Consider the following 20368-nt stretch of genomic DNA (forward strand, 5'->3'; position numbering starts at 1 on the left):
GAAGCACGAGAGATGACCGACACGACCAACTCCCCGGGCGCCGACGGCGGCGACGCTCTCGTCACCGCCTTCAACGCCGTCGGCGCCGACTACCTCTTCTGCTCCTCGGGCTCCGAGTGGGCCCCGGTGTGGGAGTCCCTGGCCCGCCGCCACCGGGACGGGCTGCCCTGCCCGGAGTATCTGGACCTGACTCACGAGACCGTCGCGGTCGGCATGGCCACCGGGTACGGCCTGGTGAAGCGCCGCCCGCAGGGGGTGCTGCTGCACGCGGCGCCCGGGCTGCTGCAGGGCTCGATGGCGGTGCACGGGGCGCTGCTCGCGGGTGTCCCGATGGTGGTCTCCTCGTCGGAGTCGACCACCTACGGGGACGGGCCCGGTCAGGACCCGGGCGGACAGTGGTACCGCAACCTGTCCATCGTGGGCGGCCCGCATGGAGTGGCTCAGCCATTCACCAAGTGGGCCACTGAGGCTGCCAGCGTCCACACGCTTCCCACGATGGTCACGCGGGCGGCGGAGCTGGCCTGGCGGGCGCCCGCGGGACCGTCGTACCTGAACATCCCGCTGGAGATCCTCCTGGAGGACTGGGACGGCCGCGAGGCCAAGCCCCTCGTCGCTCCCGGCTCCACGCACAGCTCGCCGGAGGAGGTCGACCCGGTCGCGCAGCTGATCCGGGAGGCCGTCAATCCCGTGATCGTCACGGAGACCGCGGGGCGGGAGGAGGGCGGCTTCGAGGCCCTTGTCGCCTTCGCGGAGGCCTGGAACATCCCGGTCGTCGAGCCGGACTCGGCGGTCTGCGGCAACTTCCCGCGGACGCATCCGCTGCACGCCGGGAGCGATATCGGGCCGTGGATGGACGAGGCGGACCTGATCCTCCTCGTGAACTGCCGCGCCCCCTTCTATCCGCCCTCGCGCCGGCCCTCCCGGGCGAAGGTCGTCGTCATCGACGAGGTGCCGCAGCGGCCGCACGTGGTCTACCAAGTGCTCTTCGCCGACCGGTACTTGGAGGGGAACGTCGCCAACACGCTGCGGCAGCTGGCCAAGCGGGCGAAGGACCTCGACGAGGCGGCCGTGGCAGCGCGTCGTACGGCGCAGGAGGAGCGGCATGCCGCCGAGCGGGCCGCGATCGACTCCGCCGAGACGAGGGCCGCGGAGGCCGAGGGCGTCGAGCCGGTGTTCCTCGCGGCCGCTCTGCGCAAGCTGCTCGACGGTACGGACGGGGTCGTCGTGGACGAGACGATCACGCACAGCCGGGTGGTGAAGCGGCATGTGCAGACCTCGGCTCCCGACTCGTACTTCTACGTCCAGGGCGGACTCGGGCAGGGCATCGCGGTCGCGCTCGGGGTCAAACTCGCCGCCCGGGAGCGGCCGGTGGTGCTCACCGTCGGGGACGGGGCGTTCGCCTACAACCCGGTGATTCCGTCGTACGACGCGTCCAAGGCGTATGAACTCCCGCTGCTGATCGTGGTGTTCAACAACCGGGTCTACAAGTCGATGAACCTCAACCATCGGCGGTTCTATCCGGAGGGGGCGGCTGCGGAGACGGGGGAGTGGTGGGGGACGGATCTTCGCCGGCTGCCTCGACTGGCGTCCTTCGCCGAGCCGTTCGGGATGCACACCGAGACGGTCGATACGCGGGCGGCGGTCGGGCCTGCGCTGGAGCGGGCGTTCAAGGCGGCGGCGTCGGGGACGACTGCGGTTGTCGATGTGCTGGTTTCGCGCTGAATTCATTTGTCTGCAGGCCGGTTGTCGCTGGTCGCGCAGTTACCTGCGCCCCTGAGGGGTGCTCCATGTTCAGGAGGCTTTCTCGTGATGTCCGATGCACCTCCCAAGGTTCTGGTTCCCGCAGATGATCTGCGGGTGTTCTCCGCTGCGCTGTTGGAGAAGGGTGGGTTGAGTGCGGAGCACGCTGCCACCACTGCCGACGTATTTGTCTGGGCCGCCCTGCGTGGCGTGGACTCGCACGGGATCGCCCGGGTGCCGGCCTATCTGGACCTGTTGGCCAAGGGCGTGGCCAACGCCCGGGCCGAGATGAAGGTGGAGTCCACGACCCCGGCTGCCGCCGTCCTGTACGCCGACCGCGCGCCCGGTCCCGTGGCCCTCTCCGCCGCCGCCGAAGAGGCGGTGACCCGTGCCCGTACGACCGGCATCGCCTCGGTCGGTGTGCGTGAGACGGTGCACACCGGGGCTATCGGGTACTACGTCTCGAAGATCGCCGACCAGGGGCTGGTCGGGATCGGGTTCGTCGCCGGGATGCCGAACATGGGGTACACGGGAGTGCAGGGCGTGGCCGTGGCGACGAGCCCGCTCGCGATCGCCGTACCGTCCGAGAGCCGTGAGCCCCTGTTGCTGGACATGGCCACGGCCACCATCGCTCTCGGCAAGATCCGCCAGGCGAAGGCGAGCGGCACGCCCCTGCCGGAGGGCGCGGCCGCGGCGGAGGACGGCACTCCCACCACCGACCCCGCGGCGGCGGTCATGCCCCTGCCGCTGGGTGGCGCGAAGGGTTCGGGTATGTCCCTGGCCTTCGAGATCCTCACCAGCGTGCTGGTCGGCGCGCCGATTTTCGCGGCGTTCCACGGCGACGCCCCGAACAGCCGCAAGCACCGCCAGAACGCCCTGCTCATCGCGGTGGACCCGGCGGCCTTCGGTGGCACGGAGACTTTCACGCAGGGCGTCGACGCGACCCTGAACATGCTCAAGGGCCTGCCAGTGGCGGAGGGCGCGGACGACATCTACTACCCGGGCGAACGGAGCGCCATGGTGGCCGCAGAGCGCGGCGCGAAGGGGATTCCGGTACCGGCGAAGGTGTGGCGTGAACTGGCGGATAGGGCTGCCGAGTTGGGGAGCGAGGTGCCGAGCTGAAGGGCGTTGCAGAAGGACGGGAGTGTGCAGGTCACGGCCCGCCATACGGCTGTGCTGATCACGGGGTCAGGGCGAGATTGTGCATGCGGGCGACTGCCTGGACTGCATGGTGGAGGCCCTCGCCGGGCTGGCGGGCGTCACGGAGGATGTTGTAGTTCTTCAGCCGGTCGATCGCGTGCTCGACTCGCGCACGGAGCGGGCGATGCTCCTTGTTGTCGGCTTCCTCGCCGGCCGGCAGCGGGCTGGCGGCGATGGCCCAGGGCGGAGAGTTAGTTGGGCATCGATGAGTAGATCAGTGGCTTGTTCGTCGATGTGGAAATGCCGCGGTTGCCCCCTTCCTTCTCCACGCCGAGGTGCCCACGTGAGCAGCCCGACCCCATCGACAGCTCCGCCACTGGCAACACGGCGCCGCCGCGCGACGCGCCATACGCGCACCCGCATTCTCGAGCCTGCTTTCGGGATCGGGGCGCACCGTCTCCACGCACTTCGCCGGCCGCGCTGCGCTGGTCGCGGATCTGGCTGAGGAGGCCGCGGAGGCGGTACGTCTGGCGATCGCCGCGACGAGTTCACGCGCCTTCGGCCCCCTGAGTGTCCTGGCGCGTTTCGTTCTCACCCTCTGGCCGGTCGGGGACTGCTGTCGCACACTGATCGGCCTAGCAGGCCAGAACCTCGGTCCGGACCAGGCGCGCGAGACGGTCGGCGGCATCCTCGCCGAGGGACAGGCTCAGGGCGTTTCCGCACGGTCGTCCCGTCGGGCCCGCTCAGGGCGCCATCGAGGCCCATCTGCTCGCACTCCTGGGCGCGGTCAACTCCGGGGCGTCGGCGGACGACGGCACGGGTGCCGCCACCGCCGGCCTGATCGTAGATCGAGCTGGCGGGCAGCCCGCACTTGGCGCTGACCGCCGCGATGGACGTGCTCTCGTAGCCGCGTTCGCCTGCGATCTCCAGGGCGGCGTCGAGGATCCGCCGACGCGACTCCACGCCGTTCGCGCGTGTCCTGCGGGGGCCTGTGTGTCGGCCATGAGTGGTGTCCTTCGCAAGACGTGGTGCCGGGTACTCACCCCAGTTCGGGCAGCGGGCGCCGGGCGATCTCGTGGGCGTCGTCGTGCGGGACGCCCAGCATGCGCAGGGTCATCTCGGCGAGGTTCGAGGCGGCCTCGTCGCCGTCGAGTTCCGGGCGGGCGAACCTCAGCTCCAAGAGGGAGAGCAGGGTCCCGCCCAGTGCGGAGAGAGCGATGACCGGTTCGACCCTGGTGAAGCGGCGGGAACTGATGCCGACCTGGAGGTCGCGCAGGGCCCGCCTGGACAGGCCGTTGTCGGAGTGGAGATGGCCGAGGCCGCGGTGGCGCAGCACCTGGATGAGTTCCGGGTGGGAATCGGCCATGCGGGCGCTGAGCCGGAAGCCGGCGGCGACGAGTTCCGCCGGGTCGTCGATCTCCGCCAGGTGCTCGTCGAAGGTTTGGCCGAATTCCTCCAGGGCGTCCACCACCGCTGCTTCGAACAGCTCCGTCTTGGACTCGAAGTGGTTGTAGAAGGAGCCGAAGCCGACATCCGCGCGCTCGGCGATCACCTGGATGCTGGCGCTGGTGTCCCCGGTCTCGGCGAGGATCTGGCGAGCGGCGCGGACAAGCGCCTGGCGGGTCTCGGCGCGGCGTCGCTCGAACCGGTTGCTGAACGGGGCTGACGTGGGCATGCGTCAGAGTCTAGCCGCGGAGACAAGGCTCACCACAGTTCTGATGATTCCCTCATTTTCCTTCCGGTAGGCCTATTGACGAAGTGTCTGTCAAAGTTGATGATTTCCTCAATACGGCAATGTTGCTCGGAGGGCACCATGTCTGAAACACGCGTGGCCGCAGCCGCCGTCGCGACACCTCATCAGGACCTGCACAGTGAGCAGGGCGCCCTGCGCGGCGAGCACCCGGGCCGGTCCCGGAACCCCGCGATCAAGGTCGCCGACCTGGCCTGGCTGGAGTTCGAGAAGCCCGACCTGGACCGGGCGGAGGTCTTCGCCCGCGACTTCGGCTTCCAGATCGCCGCCCGCACGGAGCGGGAGCTGTGGCTGCGGGGCACTTTCGCCGGCTCGCCCTGCATGGTGATCCGGCGCGGGCGGACCTCGCGTTTCATCGGCCCGGCTTTCCGCGCGGCGGAGTCGGCCGACCTGGGCCGGCTGGCCAGGGCGACGGGCACCTCCGTGCGGGACTCCGACGTGCCAGGCGGCGGCAGGGCGGTCGATCTGCTCGACCCATCGGGCTTCCCAGTTCGGGTGGTGCACTGCGCTGAGCGGCTGCCTGAACTGCCGGGCCAGCAGCCGCTGCTGCTGAACTTCGGAACCGAGCACCGCCGTACGAACGCCGCCCAGCGCCCGCCCCGCGAGCCGTCCCGTATCCAGCGCCTCGGACATGTGGTGCTGGAGACGCGGGTGTTCGGCCGGGCCCTGGAGTGGTACCTGGACACCCTCGGGATGATCGTGTCCGACTTCCTGTTCCTGGACGGACAGCGCGGACGCGGGCCGACGATGGCCTTCATCCGTTGCGACCTCGGCGGCGTCCCGGCCGACCACCACACCCTCGCCATGCACCTCGGCCCGGGTACGGGCTACGTCCACTCCGCCTACCAGGTCACCGACCTCGACTCGATCGCCGCGGGCGGTGAGTACCTGGGTGAGCGCGGCTACAAGCGCAGTTGGGGCATCGGTCGGCACATCCAGGGCAGCCAGCTCTTCGACTACTGGCGCGACCCCGACCACTTCATGCTGGAGCACTTCGCCGACGGCGACCTCTTCTCCTGCGACGTTGAACCCGGCTGGGCGCCCATGTCCACCAGCGGCCTCGCCCAGTGGGGGCCGCCCGCCACCCGCGACTTCCTCGGCGCCACGCCGTCGCCCGCCAAGCTGCGCGAGGTGCTGCACGCCCTGCGCGGTGACAACGAACTCGACCCCGCCCGCCTGCTGGGCCTGCTGAAAGCCGTGAACTCATGAGCACCAACGTCCTGCGCACCGCCGACGGCTGGTGGGTGGTGCGCGGCGAGCGCGCCGTCCCCATCGACACCAAGGCGACGACCACCGCCGAACTGCTCGCCGAGCGTGCCGCCGTCGCGGAGACCGCCGCCTCCGACGAGACGGGCACTCCGGTCGCGGATCTGGGCGCCCTCTCGCCCGTCACCACCCCCTGCCGGGTGGTCTGCCAGATGGTCAACTACCGCAGCCACGCGCGCGATTCGGGCTTCACCGGCGACATCCCGCCCGCCTTCTTCCGCAAGGCGTCGAGTTCGGTGAGCGGACCGGGCGAGACGATCGTCCGCCCGGAGCACGTGAAGTTCCTTGACTACGAGATCGAGCTGGGCCTCGTCATGGGGGCGCCGCTGCCGCTGGGCACCGTCGTCGAGGAGCGGGACCTGCCGTCGTACGTCGCCGGGCTGGTGATCACGAATGACGTGAGTGCCCGTGACGTACAGCTGACCAAGACGCAGTTCTACGAGAGCAAGTCGTACCCGACCTTCACGCCGACCGGGCCCCACCTGACCCTGCTGGAGCCGCACGAGTTCGAGCGTCTCCTCGACCTGCGGCTGAAGTTGAGCGTCAACGGCGAGCTGCGCCAGGACCGCACCCTGGCGGACATGATCGTCCGGCCGGCGCAGGCGCTGACCCTGCTGGCTCGCTTCCAGTCGCTCCAGCCCGGCGACCTGCTGCTGACGGGCACCCCCGGTGGTACAGCCCTGAAGGCTCCGTCGAAGCCGGTCGAGAAGATCGGCGCGCTGCTGCCGCCCGCAGTGAAGTGGAAGGCGTTCTTCAAGGCTCAGGCGATGAACCCGCACTACCTGCACGCCGGTGATGTCGTGACCGCCACCATCGCCACCCCGGACGCTCGGATCGACCTGGGCGAGCAGCGCACACCCGTGGCCGACGCGCACTGAGACCCGAAGCGAGCCGCACATGACCGTCGAGTCCCCCTCGGCAGACGTACCCGTGGTGATCGTCGGCGCCGGACCGGTGGGCGTGACCGCCGCCCTCCTGCTGGCCCGGCGTGGGGTGAGGACCGTACTCCTCGAACGCCACCACGATGTCTATCCGCTGCCCCGTGCCGTCGCCACCGACGACGAGGTGCGCCGCATCCTGCAGGCCGCCGGTGTCAGCGACGAGTTCACCGCCGTGGCCCGTCCGGCGCGCGGTCTCAGATTGCTGGACGCCCGGCACCGTGTGATCGCTGAGTTCCAGCGGTCCGCGCGGGGGCACCACGGCTTCCCGCAGACCAGCATGTTCGACCAGCCCGAGCTGGAGCGGCTGTTGCGCCAGGCGCTGGCCCGTCGTCCGGAGTGCGAGCTGCGCGGCGGCGTGGAGGTGACGGGCGTCGAGCAGTCCGGCGACGGGCCGGTCCTGGTCACCTACCGCGACGACCAGGGCGAGCACGAGGTGCTGGCCGAGGCGGTCCTCGGCTGCGACGGCGCGAACGGTCTCACCCGGGACGCCATCGGCGCCGCCTGGCAGGACCTGCGCTTCGAGGAGCACTGGACCGTCATCGACGTGACGACCAAGGCCGCCGTTCGCTGCTGGGAAGGCGTCGACCAGGTCTGCGACCCGCACCGTCCGGCCACCTTCATGCGGATCGGCGAGGACCGCTACCGCTGGGAGTTCCGGCTGGCGAAGGGCGAGGTCCTCGACGACGCGCTGCTGCGGGAACTGGTCCTGCCGTGGGTGGTCATCTCCCACGTCGACGACTTCCACGTCATCCGGCAGGCCCAGTACACTTTCCGGGCCCGCATCGCGGAACGCTGGCGCCGCGGCCGGGTCTTCCTGCTCGGCGACGCCGCGCATCTCACTCCGCCGTTCGTCGGGCAAGGTCTGTGCTCGGGGCTGCGGGACGCCTACAACCTGAGCTGGAAGCTTGCCCGGGTCCTGCAGCAGGGCGGCGACGAGTGGCTGCTGGACACCTACGAGCGGGAGCGCAAGCCGCACGCCCGGCACGTGATACGCCTCGCGGTCGCGACTGGATGGGCCATGACCGGCGGTCAGGACCGCACCGCCGCGTTGCGTCGCGCCGCTGTCGCCACGGTCTGCCGCATACCGGGTGTGACGGCCAGGGTGAGCCGGGATCTCGGCCGTCCGCTGCCCGTCGGTCCACTCGTACGTCGCGGCCGGCTCGGCGGCACCTACTGCCCGCAGCCCCGGGTGACGGCCGCCGACGGGCAGCGGGGCCCGTTCGACGACGTCCTCGGCGACTCCTTCGCCGTGCTGACCGCGGTGTCCCTGCCGCCCGGCCTGCGCACGCTCACCGACGCCCTGGGCGCGCGGGTCGTCGACGTTCATGACGTCGGCGACGACGGAACGCTCGCCGGCTGGTTGCGCGAGGGCCGTGCCGACGCCGTCCTGCTGCGCCCCGATCGCGTCGTCCTGGACGTGGTCCCTGCAGGGGCTGCCACCTTCACGGCGACTGCGGCGTGGGCGCCCCTGCTCTGCACCACCAGGTCCGCCGAACAACCCGTGTCCACCCGCCTCGCCAGGAGAGCCACTCCATGACCATGCCGTACGCCAAACCGTTCTGGACCCCGGCCCCGGAGTCCGCCGAGCTCAGCCGGATCGCGGACTTCGGGCGCTGGGCCTCCGAGAGGTGGGGCGTCGAGGCGGATCTTTCCGACTACGCAGCCCTGCACCGCTGGTCGGTCACCGACCTGGAGAACTTCTGGGGGGCGGTGTGGGAGTACTTCGACATCGACGCCGACACCCCGTACGAGCGGGTCCTGGCAGAGGAGACCATGCCCGGCGCCCGCTGGTTCCCCGGTGCCACCCTCAACTACGCCCACCACGCGCTGCGCAACCTCGTCGAGGAAGACCCGGCGATCGTCGCCCTCGACGAGACCGGCACTGGATACGAGGTGACGGGCGGGCGGCTGCGTTCCCAGGTGGCGTCCGTCGCCGCCACCCTGCGCGACCTCGGCGTGGGACAGGGCGACCGCGTGGTCGGATACCTGCCCAACACCCCGCACGCCATCGTCGCGTTCCTGGCCGCCGCGAGCCTGGGCGCGGTGTGGTCGGTGTGCGGGCAGGACTACGCGCCCAAGGCCGCCGCCGACCGCTTCGGCCAGCTGGAACCCACCGTCCTGATCGCCGCCGACGGCTACCGCTTCAACAGCACGACTCACGACCGCCGCGAGGCCACCCTCGAACTCGCCCGCGCGCTGCCGACGTTGAAGGCCACGGTGCTAGTCGACCACGTCGGCCTGCCCGGCCTCACGTCGAACTACCCGTCACTGGTCCTTCCGTGGGAGGAGACGGCCACCCGTACCGAGGAACTCACCTGTACGCCCGTGCCGTTCGACCACCCCCTGTGGGTCGTCTTCTCCTCCGGTACCACCGGCCTGCCCAAGGGCATCGTCCACGGACACGGCGGTGTCCTGCTGGAGCACCTCAAGACCCTCGGTCTCCAGTCCGACCTTGGCCCCGGTGACCGGCTGCTCTGGTACACGACCACCCACTGGATGATGTGGAACCTGGTTGCCTCCACCCTCCTCACCGGTGCCACGACCTGCACCTACGACGGCAGCCCGGCGCTGCTCACCCAGCCGGACATTCTGTGGGACCTGGCGGCCCGCCACCGCGTCACCCTCTTCGGCACCAGCCCCCAATTCCTGCTGGGCATGGCCAAGTTCGGCATCGCCCCCTCCGTCCACGACCTGTCGGCCATCCGTGCCATCGGCTGCACCGGCTCCGCCTTGCCGGCCTCCGCCCACCCTTGGGTCCGCGACCACATCGGCGACCGCGTCCAGCTCGTGTCCATCAGCGGCGGCACGGACGTCGTCTCCGGTTTCGCCGCCGGAGCTCCCACGCTGCCGGTGTGGGCGGGCGAACTGTCCGCCCCCTGCCTGGGTGTCGCGCTCGCCGCGTACGACGAGGAGGGCATGCCGGTGGTGGACCAGGTCGGCGAGCTCGTGGTCACCCGGCCCATGCCGTCCATGCCGCTGTACTTCTGGAACGACCCAGACGGCAGCCGCTACCGCGACGCCTACTTCTCCGCCTACGACGGGGTGTGGCGGCACGGCGACTGGATCACCCTCACCTCCCACGGCTCGGTGATCGTGCACGGCCGTTCCGACTCCACCCTCAACCGCAACGGCGTACGCCTGGGCAGCGCCGACATCCACGATGTCGTCGAGCGGCTACCGGAGATCACGGAGGCGCTCGTCATCGGCGCGGAGGAGCCGGAAGGCGGCTATTGGATGCCCTTGTTCGTGGTCCTTGCCGCCGGTGCGGAACTGGACGACGCCTTGCACGAGCGCATCCGCGAGGCGATCCGCACCGGTGCCTCACCCCGCCATGTCCCCGACGAGATCATCGAGGTACCGGCGATCCCGCGCACCCGCACCGGCAAGAAGCTGGAGGTCCCGGTGAAACGCCTGCTCCAGGGCGCGCCCGCCGAGCAGGTCGTCAACCCGGCCACCGTGGACCACCCCGACCTGCTCGGCCTCTACGCCCGCCTGGGCGCCGACCGCCGCGAGCAGCGGCGCGGTTGATTCCCGCCATCGTCGAGAGAGCGTCCCCGTGATCACCACTCCCAGACAGAGACGGCGCCAGGCGTCGCCACCGGCCGCGCCGGAACCCGCGGTGTCCTGTTCGCGATGTGGCTGTCGCTCGTCCTACTCGTCGCGTCTGTCTCCGCGCTCAACCTCGACCGCCTCGGACGCCGTGACGTCCTCGTCGTCGATACCGTTGCCTTCGGTGCCGCCTCGCTCGCGGCCTCCTTCACCGACTCCACCGGCACCCTCGTCGTCTGGCGGGCCATTATGGGCCTCTCGGCGCCGTGATGATCATGTCCGGCACGCTGTCGACGATCACCGCGGCCTTCCCGCTGGAACAGCGGTTCACGCGCGTGGCCACTGGTGAGGCTTCGCCGCGGACGCCATCATCGGCATGCTGGCGGCAGGCGCGCTGTTGGAGTGGTTCACCTGGCGGTCGATCTTCGTCGTCGGCACCACCGTGGCCCTGACCGCCGCCCTCGCCGCCGTTTTGCAGGCATCCAACGCCAAGGACGCCCACCCGCCCCGGCTCGACGTCGCGGGTGCCGTCAGTACCGCCCTGGCCATCGACACGCTCGTGTGCGGAATCATCGAGCGCAACGAGAAGGGATGGACGGAACCAGTGGCGATCGGCGCCTTCGCCGTCAGCGTCGTGTGCTTCGCGGTCTACGCCTACCTTGGGAGGCGCACCCAACACCCGCTGCCCGACACCGCCCTGGTCGGCATCCCTGGCTTCCGCGCCTGCATCGCGGCTCCCGTGTTCGCGGGCGGGACCACGGTCGCGGCGATCTCGGTGGCCGTGCCCCGCTCCCGCTTCAGTCCGGCCCAGTTGGCCCCCGCCGTGCGGACCTCGGCGCTGGGCCTGTCCCGGGTGCTGCGGAGTGGCGGCTGATCGTCTGCGCGGTCTCATCGGCCTCCGAGCCCGACGTCCGCTTGCGATGTCCTCCGTCCGCGGGCCAGGGGCCTTGATTCCGTCGCGCCCCGGTCCACCGGGCCGGTGGACCGGGGCTGTCCCCGGGCCGGGCCACGGGAAGCGGGCTACACCCGTGAGGCGGATCCCCCGGGCCTCGCTGTCCCACGATGCGGGAACGCGTGCGGGGCGTAACGTTTTGAAGGTGGACTTCACGCCCGACGCTCTTCTCGCCCGGGCCGCACACGACCTCAGCCCGAGGGCGGGCGAGCTGGCGTGCCAGGTGGAGGAGGCCCTGCGCAGGGACGTGCCGGAACTCTGGGAGGACCCGGAGGTGCGGGCATCGCAGAACATCGCCGAGCGGGTCGCCGGTGCGCTGTTCGCGCTTGAGTACAACATCCCGCCAGGCGACATCGAGCCACCGGCCGCCGACCTGGAACGGGCGCGTCGGCTGGCTCGGCACGGCACCCCCGTCAGCGTGCTGCTGCGGGCCTACCGCCTCGGACAGGGAGTCGTCGTCGACCGGATACTGGAGCAGATGCCCCGGCTGACGGACGATCCCCGGCTGATCTGCGCGACGACCCAGAGACTGATCGCGCGGACGACCCAGTTCCTCGACCGGACCTCCGAGCGGGGCGTCGCCGCGTACCAGGAGGAATGGGACCGTCGACTGCGGGGGCGGATGGCGACGGTGAACGAGGCCAGCACACGCATCGGGACCACTCTGGACATCGCGCGGACCGCACAGGAACTGGCGGACCTGGCCGCCGAGAACTTCGCCGACCTCGTCACCGTCGATCTGCTGGACTCCGTGCTCCCGGGACCCGGCAAGCGGGAGCCGGGAGTGTTCACCTTGCGGCGGGTCGCCCACCGGACCGGAGAGGGGGAATCACCGGTGGTCACGACCGACGTGGCGGAGGTCCACACCTGCGCACCCGGATCCCCCGAGCAGAGCGCTCTGGTCACCGGACTCGCCTCGCGGTACGACGCCGACACGTCGACGTCCGACCCAGGCCTCTCCGGCGGCGTCGCCCAGATCCACTCCATCCTGGTGGCACCGCTGTGCACGCGCGGCACGACCCTGGGAGTCGCACGCTTCTACCGCCTGCGCGCCACCGAGCCGTTCGACGACGCGGACCTGCTGTTCGTCCAGGACATAGTGGCCAGGGCCGCCACGGCCATCGACAACGCCCTGCGCTACACACGCATGCGTGCGAATGCACTCGCCCTGCAGCGTAGTTTCCTGCCTCGGCACACCACCGGACAGAACACCCTGGAGATCGCCTACCGCTACCTGCCGGCCGCGGCCGAACTCGGTGTGGGAGGTGACTGGTACGACATCATCCCGCTGTCCGGTGCCCGGGTGGCCCTCGTGGTAGGCGACGTGGTCGGCCACGGCATCCACGCCGCCGCCACCATGGGGCGGCTCCGTACCGCCGTGCGCACCCTGGCCGACATCGACCTGCCGCCGGACGAGCTCCTCACACACCTGGACGACGTCGTGATCCGGCTGTCCGCCGAGGCTGTCGCCGACGCGGACACGCAGGACGAGGGTGACCTGGGTGCCACGTGTCTGTACGCCGTCTACGATCCCGTCTCGCGCCGCTGCAACCTGGCCCGGGCCGGACACGTACTGCCCGTCATGGTGACGAGCGACGGCGTCGTCGACATGGTCGACCTGCCTCCCGGCCCGCCGTTGGGCCTCGGGGGCCTGCCGTTCGAGTCGGCCGAGATCGACCTGCCCGACGGCAGCCTGCTCGCCCTCTACACCGATGGCCTGGTCGAAGCTCGCGACCATGACATCGAGACGGGCATCACCAGGTTGCGCGGCGCTCTCGCCAGACCCTCGGACTCACTGGAGGACGCCTGTGACTTCGTGGTCAAGACCCTGTTGCCGGACCAGCCGGAGGACGACGTGGCGCTCGTCCTGGCACGCGCTGTCGGCCTGGCCGACCGTCATGTCGCCACCTGGGAGCTCGAAGCGGACCCCGCCATCGTCTCCCGAACGCGATCGGCCGTCTCCCGGCAACTGGCCGACTGGGGTCTGGAAGGGCTGGACTTCACCGCCGAACTCGTCGTCAGCGAACTGGTCACCAACGCCATCCGCTACGGCCGGCCGCCCATTCGGTTGCGTCTGATTCACGACCACGCCCTCATGTGCGAGGTCACCGACGACAGCAGTACGACTCCGCATCTACGCCGAGCAAGGGTGTTCGACGAAGGAGGCCGTGGTCTGTTGCTGGTGGGCCAGTTGGCCAGGCACTGGGGTACGCGGCACGCCCGCCACGGCAAGACGGTCTGGGCCGAACTGGACGACAGTGCGGGACTGGTGACCCTGGACCTGGATCTCGACCTGGAACTGGACCCTGTCTAGCCGTCGGGCGGGGAGCCTGCCTTCTGGGTCATTCCCTCCCGCTGTCCGACACAAGGGTGGTGAGGCGGGCAGTTGGACGCGATCAACCGGGGGAGTGCGGAGGTGTTCTTCCCGCGTCTCGCTGCCCGTGATCCGGACATGTCTCAGGACCGGGCCTCGGCCCGGTCCTGAGACATGTCCGCTGGTGCGGCCGGGTGCATCCGGTCAGGACAGCCGCAGGGTCGTGGTCGAAGAGCTGGTCTTCGGGATGTACGCCTCTTTCCACGTCCACGCGGCGCTGCCGCGCTTGTAGTGCAGCTCGATCGAGGAGTTCTTCTTCCACCAGTAGTTCCAGCCCGTGGCGCAGGTGTGCGCGTTGGCCTTCCAGACCGGTGAGTCGTCCCAGTCGTTGAACTGGTTGTAGCCCTTGATCCAGTAGTCGATCTGCACGTCCGAGTCGTTGCAGAGGGTGATTTGCACGGCGGAGGCCGAGTCGGCGCTGGCCGTCGTGGGAAGTGCCAGGCCGCCGAGGGTGGCGCCGACGGCGAGCAGGCCAAGGGTGAGTTTCCTTCTGATGTCGCGCATCGCGTCATCACCATCCTGTGAGTACTGGTCAAAATGAAGCGGGCTCAGCCGAGCAGTCGCCGGGACCGCAGCCAGGCCCGTGCCGCCGTGCCGGGGCTTTCGCCGGCCCTGACGGACGCAGCGAGCGTGGCCAGCTGTTCCGTCGTGAGGTCGGTGTTGACCCGGGAGAGGGCTCCGCGGGCGGCCAGGCCCGCGAAGGGAGCGGCGATCAGCGGGAAGACGTGTTCGGGCGGGATGACGCCCTTGGGGTCGGTCAGCACGACCAAGTGGTCCCGGGTGAGGACGGGGTCGGTGCTGGACAGGGCGAGCACGTCGGCGGTCGCCGTAGTGCCCGAGGAGACGAGGGTGCAGCCGTACGCCGCCTTCAGCGCGGACACCGAGGGGGTGTCGAGGTCGCCGGACGCGGAGCCGCCGAGGGTCAGCCGACGGCCGGGCCCGGCCAGGTCGGCGATGCTGTGCATGCCGCCGTTGAGTCCGGCGGCGGCCCGGGTGACGGCGAGGACTACGCCGTGCTGGGCGGCGGCGGCCGGCAGGGCGTCGATGCCCACGGGGAGCACCGTGCTCAGCGTCGCCGCCATGTTGCCCGGCAGAGTCTCCCCGGCCGGAAACGTGCGCAGCACAGTGGCTTCATAGGCGGGGGCGAGCGAGATCTCGCCCGCCACCACGGCCTTGGCCGAGTCGGACGGCGATGCGTACTCCTTCGGCGCCGTCCGGACCCGTTGGCCGGCTGCGGTCAGGAGCTGTCCGTACATTGCCGCTACCACCCGGCTCTCGGCGGAGCCGTCGCTGCCGATCACCGTGGGTCCCTCGTGGTCCGCGGAGGAGACCGTTGTCTTGCCTGCGGTGGTGTTGCCGCAGCTGGTCAGCAGCAGCACCGAGAGCATGGCGGTCGATATGCGGAGCCGACGACGGTTCCCTGAGGTCATGGAGCAGCTCATTCCTCGTGCGTGGGTGCCTAGCCGCAGTGCGAGGAGCGCTCGCTGGACGTCATCTTGGCGTCCTTGAAGTTGACATAACCCGAGCTCGGGTTGTCCTGGTTGAAACCGGACGACTTGTAGTTGTTGACGTACCAGATGTAATGGCCGTAGTAGCGGCTGGGGAAGTGAAGCTCGTACCAGCCCTCGGCCTGCTGCTTGGCGGTGCCGCGTTCTATCCAGCCCTTGTAGCCGGCCGGGATGTTGATCGTGTTGCTCTCGGTGTCGGTGTGCGAGGTTTCCCAGGAGTGGCCGTAGCTCAGCTCGACAGAAGCCTCGTAGACCTTCCAGAAGCCCGCGGAGGCGCTGATGGAGACACCGACGGAGTCCGTGGTGCCGGTCGTGTCCGACCAGTCGATGCGGTGCTGGTTGGTCTGGCTCGCGCAGTTGTAGGCGGTGGTGCCGACCTGGTGGTTGGGGCCCGTGTAGGTCCAGTACGTCGTGGCGTGGAACTCGCATAGGTCGACCGAGCTCGTACCGCACTTGGACAGCAGGTCCTGGGTGGTCGGACTGTCGGCGGCGAATGCGGTCTGCGGAACCGCCATCAGCGAGGCCCCCAGGGTGAGGGCCGTTGCCACGCCGGCTGCTCTGGTGAGTCGCCTGGAGGGACCGGACTTGTGGCGCGTGAGGGTCATCTATCACTCCGTTGGGTGAGTGGTGGTGCCGATGAGGCGCTCGGCGGTTTGAGCGGAACCGGGTCTTGCGGCGGCCGACGGGGTCGCCGTCGGCCGCCACCGGTCGGCCGTCGGGGGAGGGACGGCGGGCCGGCAGCCCCCACTTTTGATGGGCGGGATTTGTTGCTCAATGCAGCTCAGAGGCATAAACAACTCGCCAGCGGGCAAGTAACGAGGGCGTCACCGCCAGTGCAGCTCTCCGTAACAGGGGCTTTCCTGGCAGCGGCGGTGAAGGAGGGAGATCGCTCCCCCAGAGTGAGGTGAGCGGTAGTCACCCGAGCTAGTGCGATGGCGGGGCTCCGGCCGGGGACGTGCGCCCGTGGCGTGCGACTGGTTTCCGAGGACTGATCCAGGCATCGTCGCCCTTCCCCATCTGCCCTGCCCGGTGATGGGGGAGATCGTCTCCACAGGCGGCGTCGCGGCGGAGTCCTTCGGGTATCGAGCGGAAGCCTGCCGGTCGGCATGCGTATCCCGGCGGTCGGATGGGCGTCCCCAGCGGACGTCTCAGCGGGCCGCCGATCTGCTGCCGTTCGCGTTGGCGACTCGGGCCCGGATACCGGCCTCGGCGTTAGCCCGAGGCGCCGACGACGGCTGGGTCGGTGATGGCAGGGGCGGCGAGCAGACGTCGGCGCACGGTGGTGCGGGATCCGTGCCGGCCTTGGAGACAGGGCATACGCGCAGGTAGGGCGTTTCGGGGAAATAGGTGCGCCACCTGCTCTTGGTCAGGGTGGTACCGGCCCGCTCGCAGAGGCGGGTGACGACCGACCGGGGCTCTATGACGTACCGCTGGAGCGGGACGCGGGCGCTGCCGGCGTAGACGGAGCCGCCGTCCGTACCGAACGCGAGGGAACGGATCGCGTCGCCCGGGGTGCTGAGGCTGCCGCCGAGCGGCTGCCGGGTGGCGACGTCGAGGAGCCGCACGGCGCCGGAGTCGTAGCCCGCCGCCAGGGTGCGGCCGTCGGGGCTAAAGGCGAGGGCGGTGACCTGGGAGCAGGGGGCGCAACCGGCCGGTGCGGCGGGGAGGACCGCTGTGGGGCTGCGCACCCGGTTGCCGCGCCAGACGGTGACAGCGCCGAGTTCTCCGTCCGTCGCTGCGAGGGTGCCGTCGGCGCTCAGCGCGACGACGGCGGGGCCGTGCGGCCGGACGAGGGGCACGCCGATGTCCTGGCCGAAGGGCAGCGACGTGGCGGGCCCGCCGAATCCCGCCGCCAGCGCGGCGCCACGGGTGGCCGTCACCACGTCGGGCTGGTCCGTCAGGGTCCGGTGGGCCGTGTCCCAGACCTCACCGGTGGGTGCGTCGCCGGGCGTGAGCCGGGCGATCAGGAGTTTGCGTCCGCCGGGGGACAGCGCGATGGAGCGGATCGTGCTGCCGGGCGGTCTCGGATCCACGTCGAGGGAGGCCCGTTCGCGCCGGTTGTACACGTCCCAGACGGCGAGACGGGAGGAGACACCGGACGTGCCGTAGGAGAAGAACCGGCTGTCGGGGCTGAAGGACATTAGGGGTCCGCCGTCCGGGGACGCGACCGCCGTGGTCTGCCGCCGCTCCGGTCCCACCGCAGTCCGCGTCGGCAGCTGGGCGATGGTCCGGCCGGTCGTGGTCGCGACAAGCCGGAAGTGGTACTGGCCGCCGTCTTGATCCGCGGTGGCCAGTACCCGTCCGTCGGGGCTGAGGAGCTGGTCACCGACAGGACGATCCCGCCACGTGGCGGACAGGGGTCCGGAGATGTCGAGGGAGTGCACGGTGCCGGAGGCCAGGTAGCGCAGCACCGGTCGCCCGGGATCGAGGGCGAGATCCGTGAGTGGACCGTCGGTGAGCGGATGCCGGAACACCGGTGCGTCCGGTGTCGAGATCCGCCACAGCGACACGTCGTTCCGGCCCGCCAGGGCCAGGAATCTCCCGTCCGCGGTGAAGTCCAGATGCGCGCCGTCCGGGTGGTCGATGTCCGCTATGCGCCGTCCCGTGGCCGTGTCCCACACCCCTATTCCGTCGGCCGTGACCACGGCGAGCCGGGTGCCGCTCCGGTCGAACGTCGACGCCGCGCTCGAACAAGCCGGCATCGGGAGGGTCCGCCAGCCGCCCGCCAGTTCCCGACCGCTGGCCGTGTCCCACACCGACAGCGGATGTCCTGCCGAGCAGACGGCCACCAGCCGGTGATCCACGCTGGACACGAGGGCGTCGGCCCCGGTGGTCTCGAACAGCACCCGGTCGTCGTCGATGGCCCGCAGCCGTGCCCTGCCGTCGGGGTCGAGTACGGCGTAGCTGTCAGGGCCGGCGCCGAACCCCAGGACGTGTCCACTCACCGCTCGCCGCCCGGAGGGGAGCTGCCACAGAGCGCCCGGCGTGCTACCGCGCCCGCGGAGTGCGAACGTCTGGCCGTCGGGGCCGACCGCTGTGACCGGGGCGTCCGGCAGGCGCCCGGAACCGGTGCGGCGATGGGTGGTCACGTCCCACGACGACCAGTGACCACCTTCCATGTGCAGCAGGGTGTGCCCGGAACCGGTGAGGAAGTCCTGGGCCGTGCTCGTGCGCCGAGGCGCGGTGAAGGTGTCCAGCTCCGGATCGGTGAGCGACCCGAGCACGGCGTCGCGACTCTCCGGGAGCGGAGCCAGACGCCAGGCCGCGACGCTCAGCAGCGCTGCGGTACGCGGGTCCGTGAGGCGCATCCGGCCCGCGAGGGCCGCGGCCTGACGGGACTGGGCCTGGCGCCGTGCCTGATCGGCCAGGCCGTTCTGGTCCCAGGCCAGCACGCCGGCCACCAGTGCTCCCGCTGTGACGAGGCACAGCGCGAGCACCAGCTTTCGCAGGCGTTGGTCCGCACGGTCGGCCCGCCAGCGGTCCATGCGACAGGCCACCCGGGAGGCGCTGAGAAAGGACCGCTCCAGGCAGGTCAGGTCATGGTCCTGGCTGTGCCGGGCGAACAGGGCGTCGGCGACGGCGAGCCGGGCCCCGCGGTACAGGCCGCCGGGGTCGTTGCCGCCGGCTTGCCAGGTGAGCGAGTCCACCGCGAGGTGCCGGTGCGCGCGCAGCCGGTCCCGGTTCTCCTCGATCCAGCGGCGCAGCCGCGGCCAGCTGGTGACGAGGGCATCGTGGGAGAGCTGGACCTTGTCCTCGTCCCCGGTGACCACCCGGGCGCGGACCAGCAGTTCGAGAACCTCCGGCACGTCGGGGTCCGACCACTCGCACAGGTCGGTGCGGGGCAGCGGCCGGCACGCGTCGGCCCGGCCCTCACCGGGCCTGATCATGGCCAGGAGGATCCGCTGTGCGGTATCGGCCTGGGCGGGGGACAGCCCACGGTAGAGTTCCTCGGCGCGAGCGGCGGCCATGCCATGCACGCCGCCCAGCTCCTCGTACGCCGCCAGGGTCAGTACACCGCTGGGCCGTCGACGCCAGATCTCCCGCAGAGTGCAGGAGAGGTTCGGCAGTGCGCCCGGTTGGCCGACGACGTCCTCGACGATGCGTGTGGTGAGGGTCCTCTCGACCCGCAACCCTGACGCGGTGGCCGGCCCGACCACAGCCGCGCGCAGTTCCTGTCGGCTCATCGACGGTATCGGCACCACGGTGCGGCGCAGTGTCTCCGCGAGAGCGGGGTGCTCGGCGCACCGCGGGCGGAACGTCCCGTCCATCGCCACGAGCACCCGCAGTCTCCCCGTCGGGTCCTGGGCGCTCAGCAACAGGTCGACGAACCGCCAGCGTTCCCTGCGGTCGCGGCAGACAGTGAAGATCTCCTCGAACCGGTCGATCGCGACAAGGCGTTCGGGTCCGTCCGGCCGTGCCGCCAGCAACCCGGCGTGGGTGGCCGCAGGGGTCGGACCCGGTGTGACGACATGGACCGGGACGTCACCGCCCGCCTGCCGCAGCAGCGTCTTCAGCCTGGGCACGACACCCGCCCTGAGCAGTGAGGACTTCCCGGTACCGGAGGCTCCGGTGAGCACCGCGAACCGCTGGTCCAGAATCAGCCGGACGGCGTCCTCGACCGGTTGGCCGCGTCCGAAGAACAGGTTTTCGTCCTCCCGATCGAAGGGCGCCGGTCCCAGGTACGGCGAGTTCTCCTGGGTCGAGCCGTACTGACTGACCTGCTCGCCGGCCGCCTTCAGGCGTACCTCCCACTCGTCCGGATCCGCGCCGCAAGCTCGGGCGTAGGCGCGTACCACGGCGGCCGACGGCAGACGTTCGCCCGCCGCGGCACGCGACAGCGCCGACACCGACACGCGTGACTGGTCCGCCATCACCCGGTACGACGGCGAACCGGCTGTTCTGCGCAGGCAGCGCAGTTCGTGGGCGAAGCGCTGCACCGGACCCGCGTCGGGATCCAACGGCCGCTCGGGACGCCCGCGCTGCCCGGTCACCGGTGCCCTGCCCCGGGACGGCCTGGGCGTCGGCCGCCCGGATGCGCGGAGTGTCGACTCTTCATGGTGCGTCGCTTTCACAGACCAATGGACCAGCCGCGGTGAGCGCCACATCGTCGTGAGCGGTACGCAGAGGGTGGAAAGGGAGGGATGTCCG

General features: G+C 70.5%; 13 protein-coding genes and 3 pseudogenes. 9 read left to right on the forward strand and 7 right to left on the reverse strand.

Annotation, left to right across the window (positions count from 1 at the left end):
• Nucleotides 1–12: 12 nt before the first annotated feature.
• Both G3I78_RS30925 and G3I78_RS30930 read left to right on the forward strand, forming a co-directional pair.
• Nucleotides 13–1722 (forward strand): thiamine pyrophosphate-dependent enzyme, encoded by a 1710-nt coding sequence (locus G3I78_RS30925; RefSeq protein WP_164430550.1) that lies wholly within the window; start codon nt 13–15, stop codon nt 1720–1722.
• 87 nt (nt 1723–1809) lie between these two features.
• Nucleotides 1810–2862, forward strand: a complete 1053-nt coding sequence (locus G3I78_RS30930; RefSeq protein WP_164430552.1) for an Ldh family oxidoreductase — start codon at nt 1810–1812, stop codon at nt 2860–2862.
• A gap of 58 nt (nt 2863–2920) precedes the next feature.
• Here the strand turns inward: G3I78_RS30930 and G3I78_RS52240 are convergent.
• The 3 genes and pseudogenes from G3I78_RS52240 to G3I78_RS30940 form a co-directional block, all read right to left on the reverse strand.
• Nucleotides 2921–3100 (reverse strand): annotated as a pseudogene (locus tag G3I78_RS52240) (IS5/IS1182 family transposase); the annotation flags it as partial.
• 623 nt (nt 3101–3723) lie between these two features.
• Nucleotides 3724–3843 (reverse strand): annotated as a pseudogene (locus G3I78_RS30935) (helix-turn-helix domain-containing protein); the annotation flags it as partial.
• Between the two features lie 76 nt (nt 3844–3919).
• Nucleotides 3920–4555 carry a TetR/AcrR family transcriptional regulator gene (locus G3I78_RS30940; protein ID WP_164430554.1) on the reverse strand — a complete coding sequence of 212 codons (636 nt, stop codon included), beginning with the start codon at nt 4553–4555 and terminating at the stop codon, nt 3920–3922.
• Between the two features lie 138 nt (nt 4556–4693).
• Here G3I78_RS30940 and G3I78_RS30945 point away from each other — a divergent pair, with 138 nt between their 5' ends.
• From G3I78_RS30945 to G3I78_RS30975, 7 genes and pseudogenes are all read left to right on the forward strand, one after another.
• The gene (locus G3I78_RS30945; RefSeq protein WP_164430556.1) at nt 4694–5839 is read left to right on the forward strand and encodes a VOC family protein; all 1146 of its coding nucleotides are present in this window, start codon (nt 4694–4696) and stop codon (nt 5837–5839) included.
• Nucleotides 5836–6774, forward strand: a complete 939-nt coding sequence (locus tag G3I78_RS30950; RefSeq protein WP_164430558.1) for a fumarylacetoacetate hydrolase family protein — start codon at nt 5836–5838, stop codon at nt 6772–6774. The genes G3I78_RS30945 and G3I78_RS30950 overlap by 4 nt, the downstream gene beginning before the upstream one ends.
• 19 nt (nt 6775–6793) lie before the next feature.
• Nucleotides 6794–8374, forward strand: a complete 1581-nt coding sequence (locus G3I78_RS30955; protein WP_164430560.1) for a bifunctional 3-(3-hydroxy-phenyl)propionate/3-hydroxycinnamic acid hydroxylase — start codon at nt 6794–6796, stop codon at nt 8372–8374.
• The gene (locus G3I78_RS30960) at nt 8371–10365 is read left to right on the forward strand and encodes an acetoacetate--CoA ligase (protein ID WP_164430562.1); all 1995 of its coding nucleotides are present in this window, start codon (nt 8371–8373) and stop codon (nt 10363–10365) included. The genes G3I78_RS30955 and G3I78_RS30960 overlap by 4 nt, the downstream gene beginning before the upstream one ends.
• Nucleotides 10366–10470: 105 nt before the next feature.
• The gene (locus tag G3I78_RS52245) at nt 10471–10656 is read left to right on the forward strand and encodes a hypothetical protein (protein ID WP_239158143.1); all 186 of its coding nucleotides are present in this window, start codon (nt 10471–10473) and stop codon (nt 10654–10656) included.
• 451 nt (nt 10657–11107) lie between these two features.
• Nucleotides 11108–11260 (forward strand): annotated as a pseudogene (locus G3I78_RS30970) (IclR family transcriptional regulator C-terminal domain-containing protein); the annotation flags it as partial.
• A gap of 223 nt (nt 11261–11483) precedes the next feature.
• Complete coding sequence (locus G3I78_RS30975; protein ID WP_343243888.1) at nt 11484–13652, forward strand: SpoIIE family protein phosphatase; 2169 nt, start codon at nt 11484–11486, stop codon at nt 13650–13652.
• 204 nt (nt 13653–13856) lie between these two features.
• Here the strand turns inward: G3I78_RS30975 and G3I78_RS30980 are convergent, their stop codons facing one another.
• The 4 genes from G3I78_RS30980 to G3I78_RS30995 all read right to left on the reverse strand — a co-directional run bounded on the left by G3I78_RS30980 (nt 13857) and on the right by G3I78_RS30995 (nt 20211).
• Nucleotides 13857–14216, reverse strand: a complete 360-nt coding sequence (locus G3I78_RS30980; RefSeq protein ID WP_164430567.1) for a hypothetical protein — start codon at nt 14214–14216, stop codon at nt 13857–13859.
• Nucleotides 14217–14260: 44 nt separating this feature from the next.
• Nucleotides 14261–15142 (reverse strand): glycine betaine ABC transporter substrate-binding protein, encoded by an 882-nt coding sequence (locus G3I78_RS30985; RefSeq protein ID WP_164430569.1) that lies wholly within the window; start codon nt 15140–15142, stop codon nt 14261–14263.
• Between the two features lie 29 nt (nt 15143–15171).
• A complete protein-coding gene (locus tag G3I78_RS30990) occupies nt 15172–15825 on the reverse strand; it encodes a hypothetical protein (protein ID WP_164430571.1) in 654 nt (217 codons plus the stop codon).
• Nucleotides 15826–16368: 543 nt separating this feature from the next.
• A complete protein-coding gene (locus G3I78_RS30995; protein WP_164430573.1) occupies nt 16369–20211 on the reverse strand; it encodes a helix-turn-helix domain-containing protein in 3843 nt (1280 codons plus the stop codon).
• Nucleotides 20212–20368 lie beyond the last annotated feature (157 nt).

The organism is Streptomyces sp. SID13726, from assembly GCF_010548375.1.
Taxonomy (GTDB): domain Bacteria; phylum Actinomycetota; class Actinomycetes; order Streptomycetales; family Streptomycetaceae; genus Streptomyces.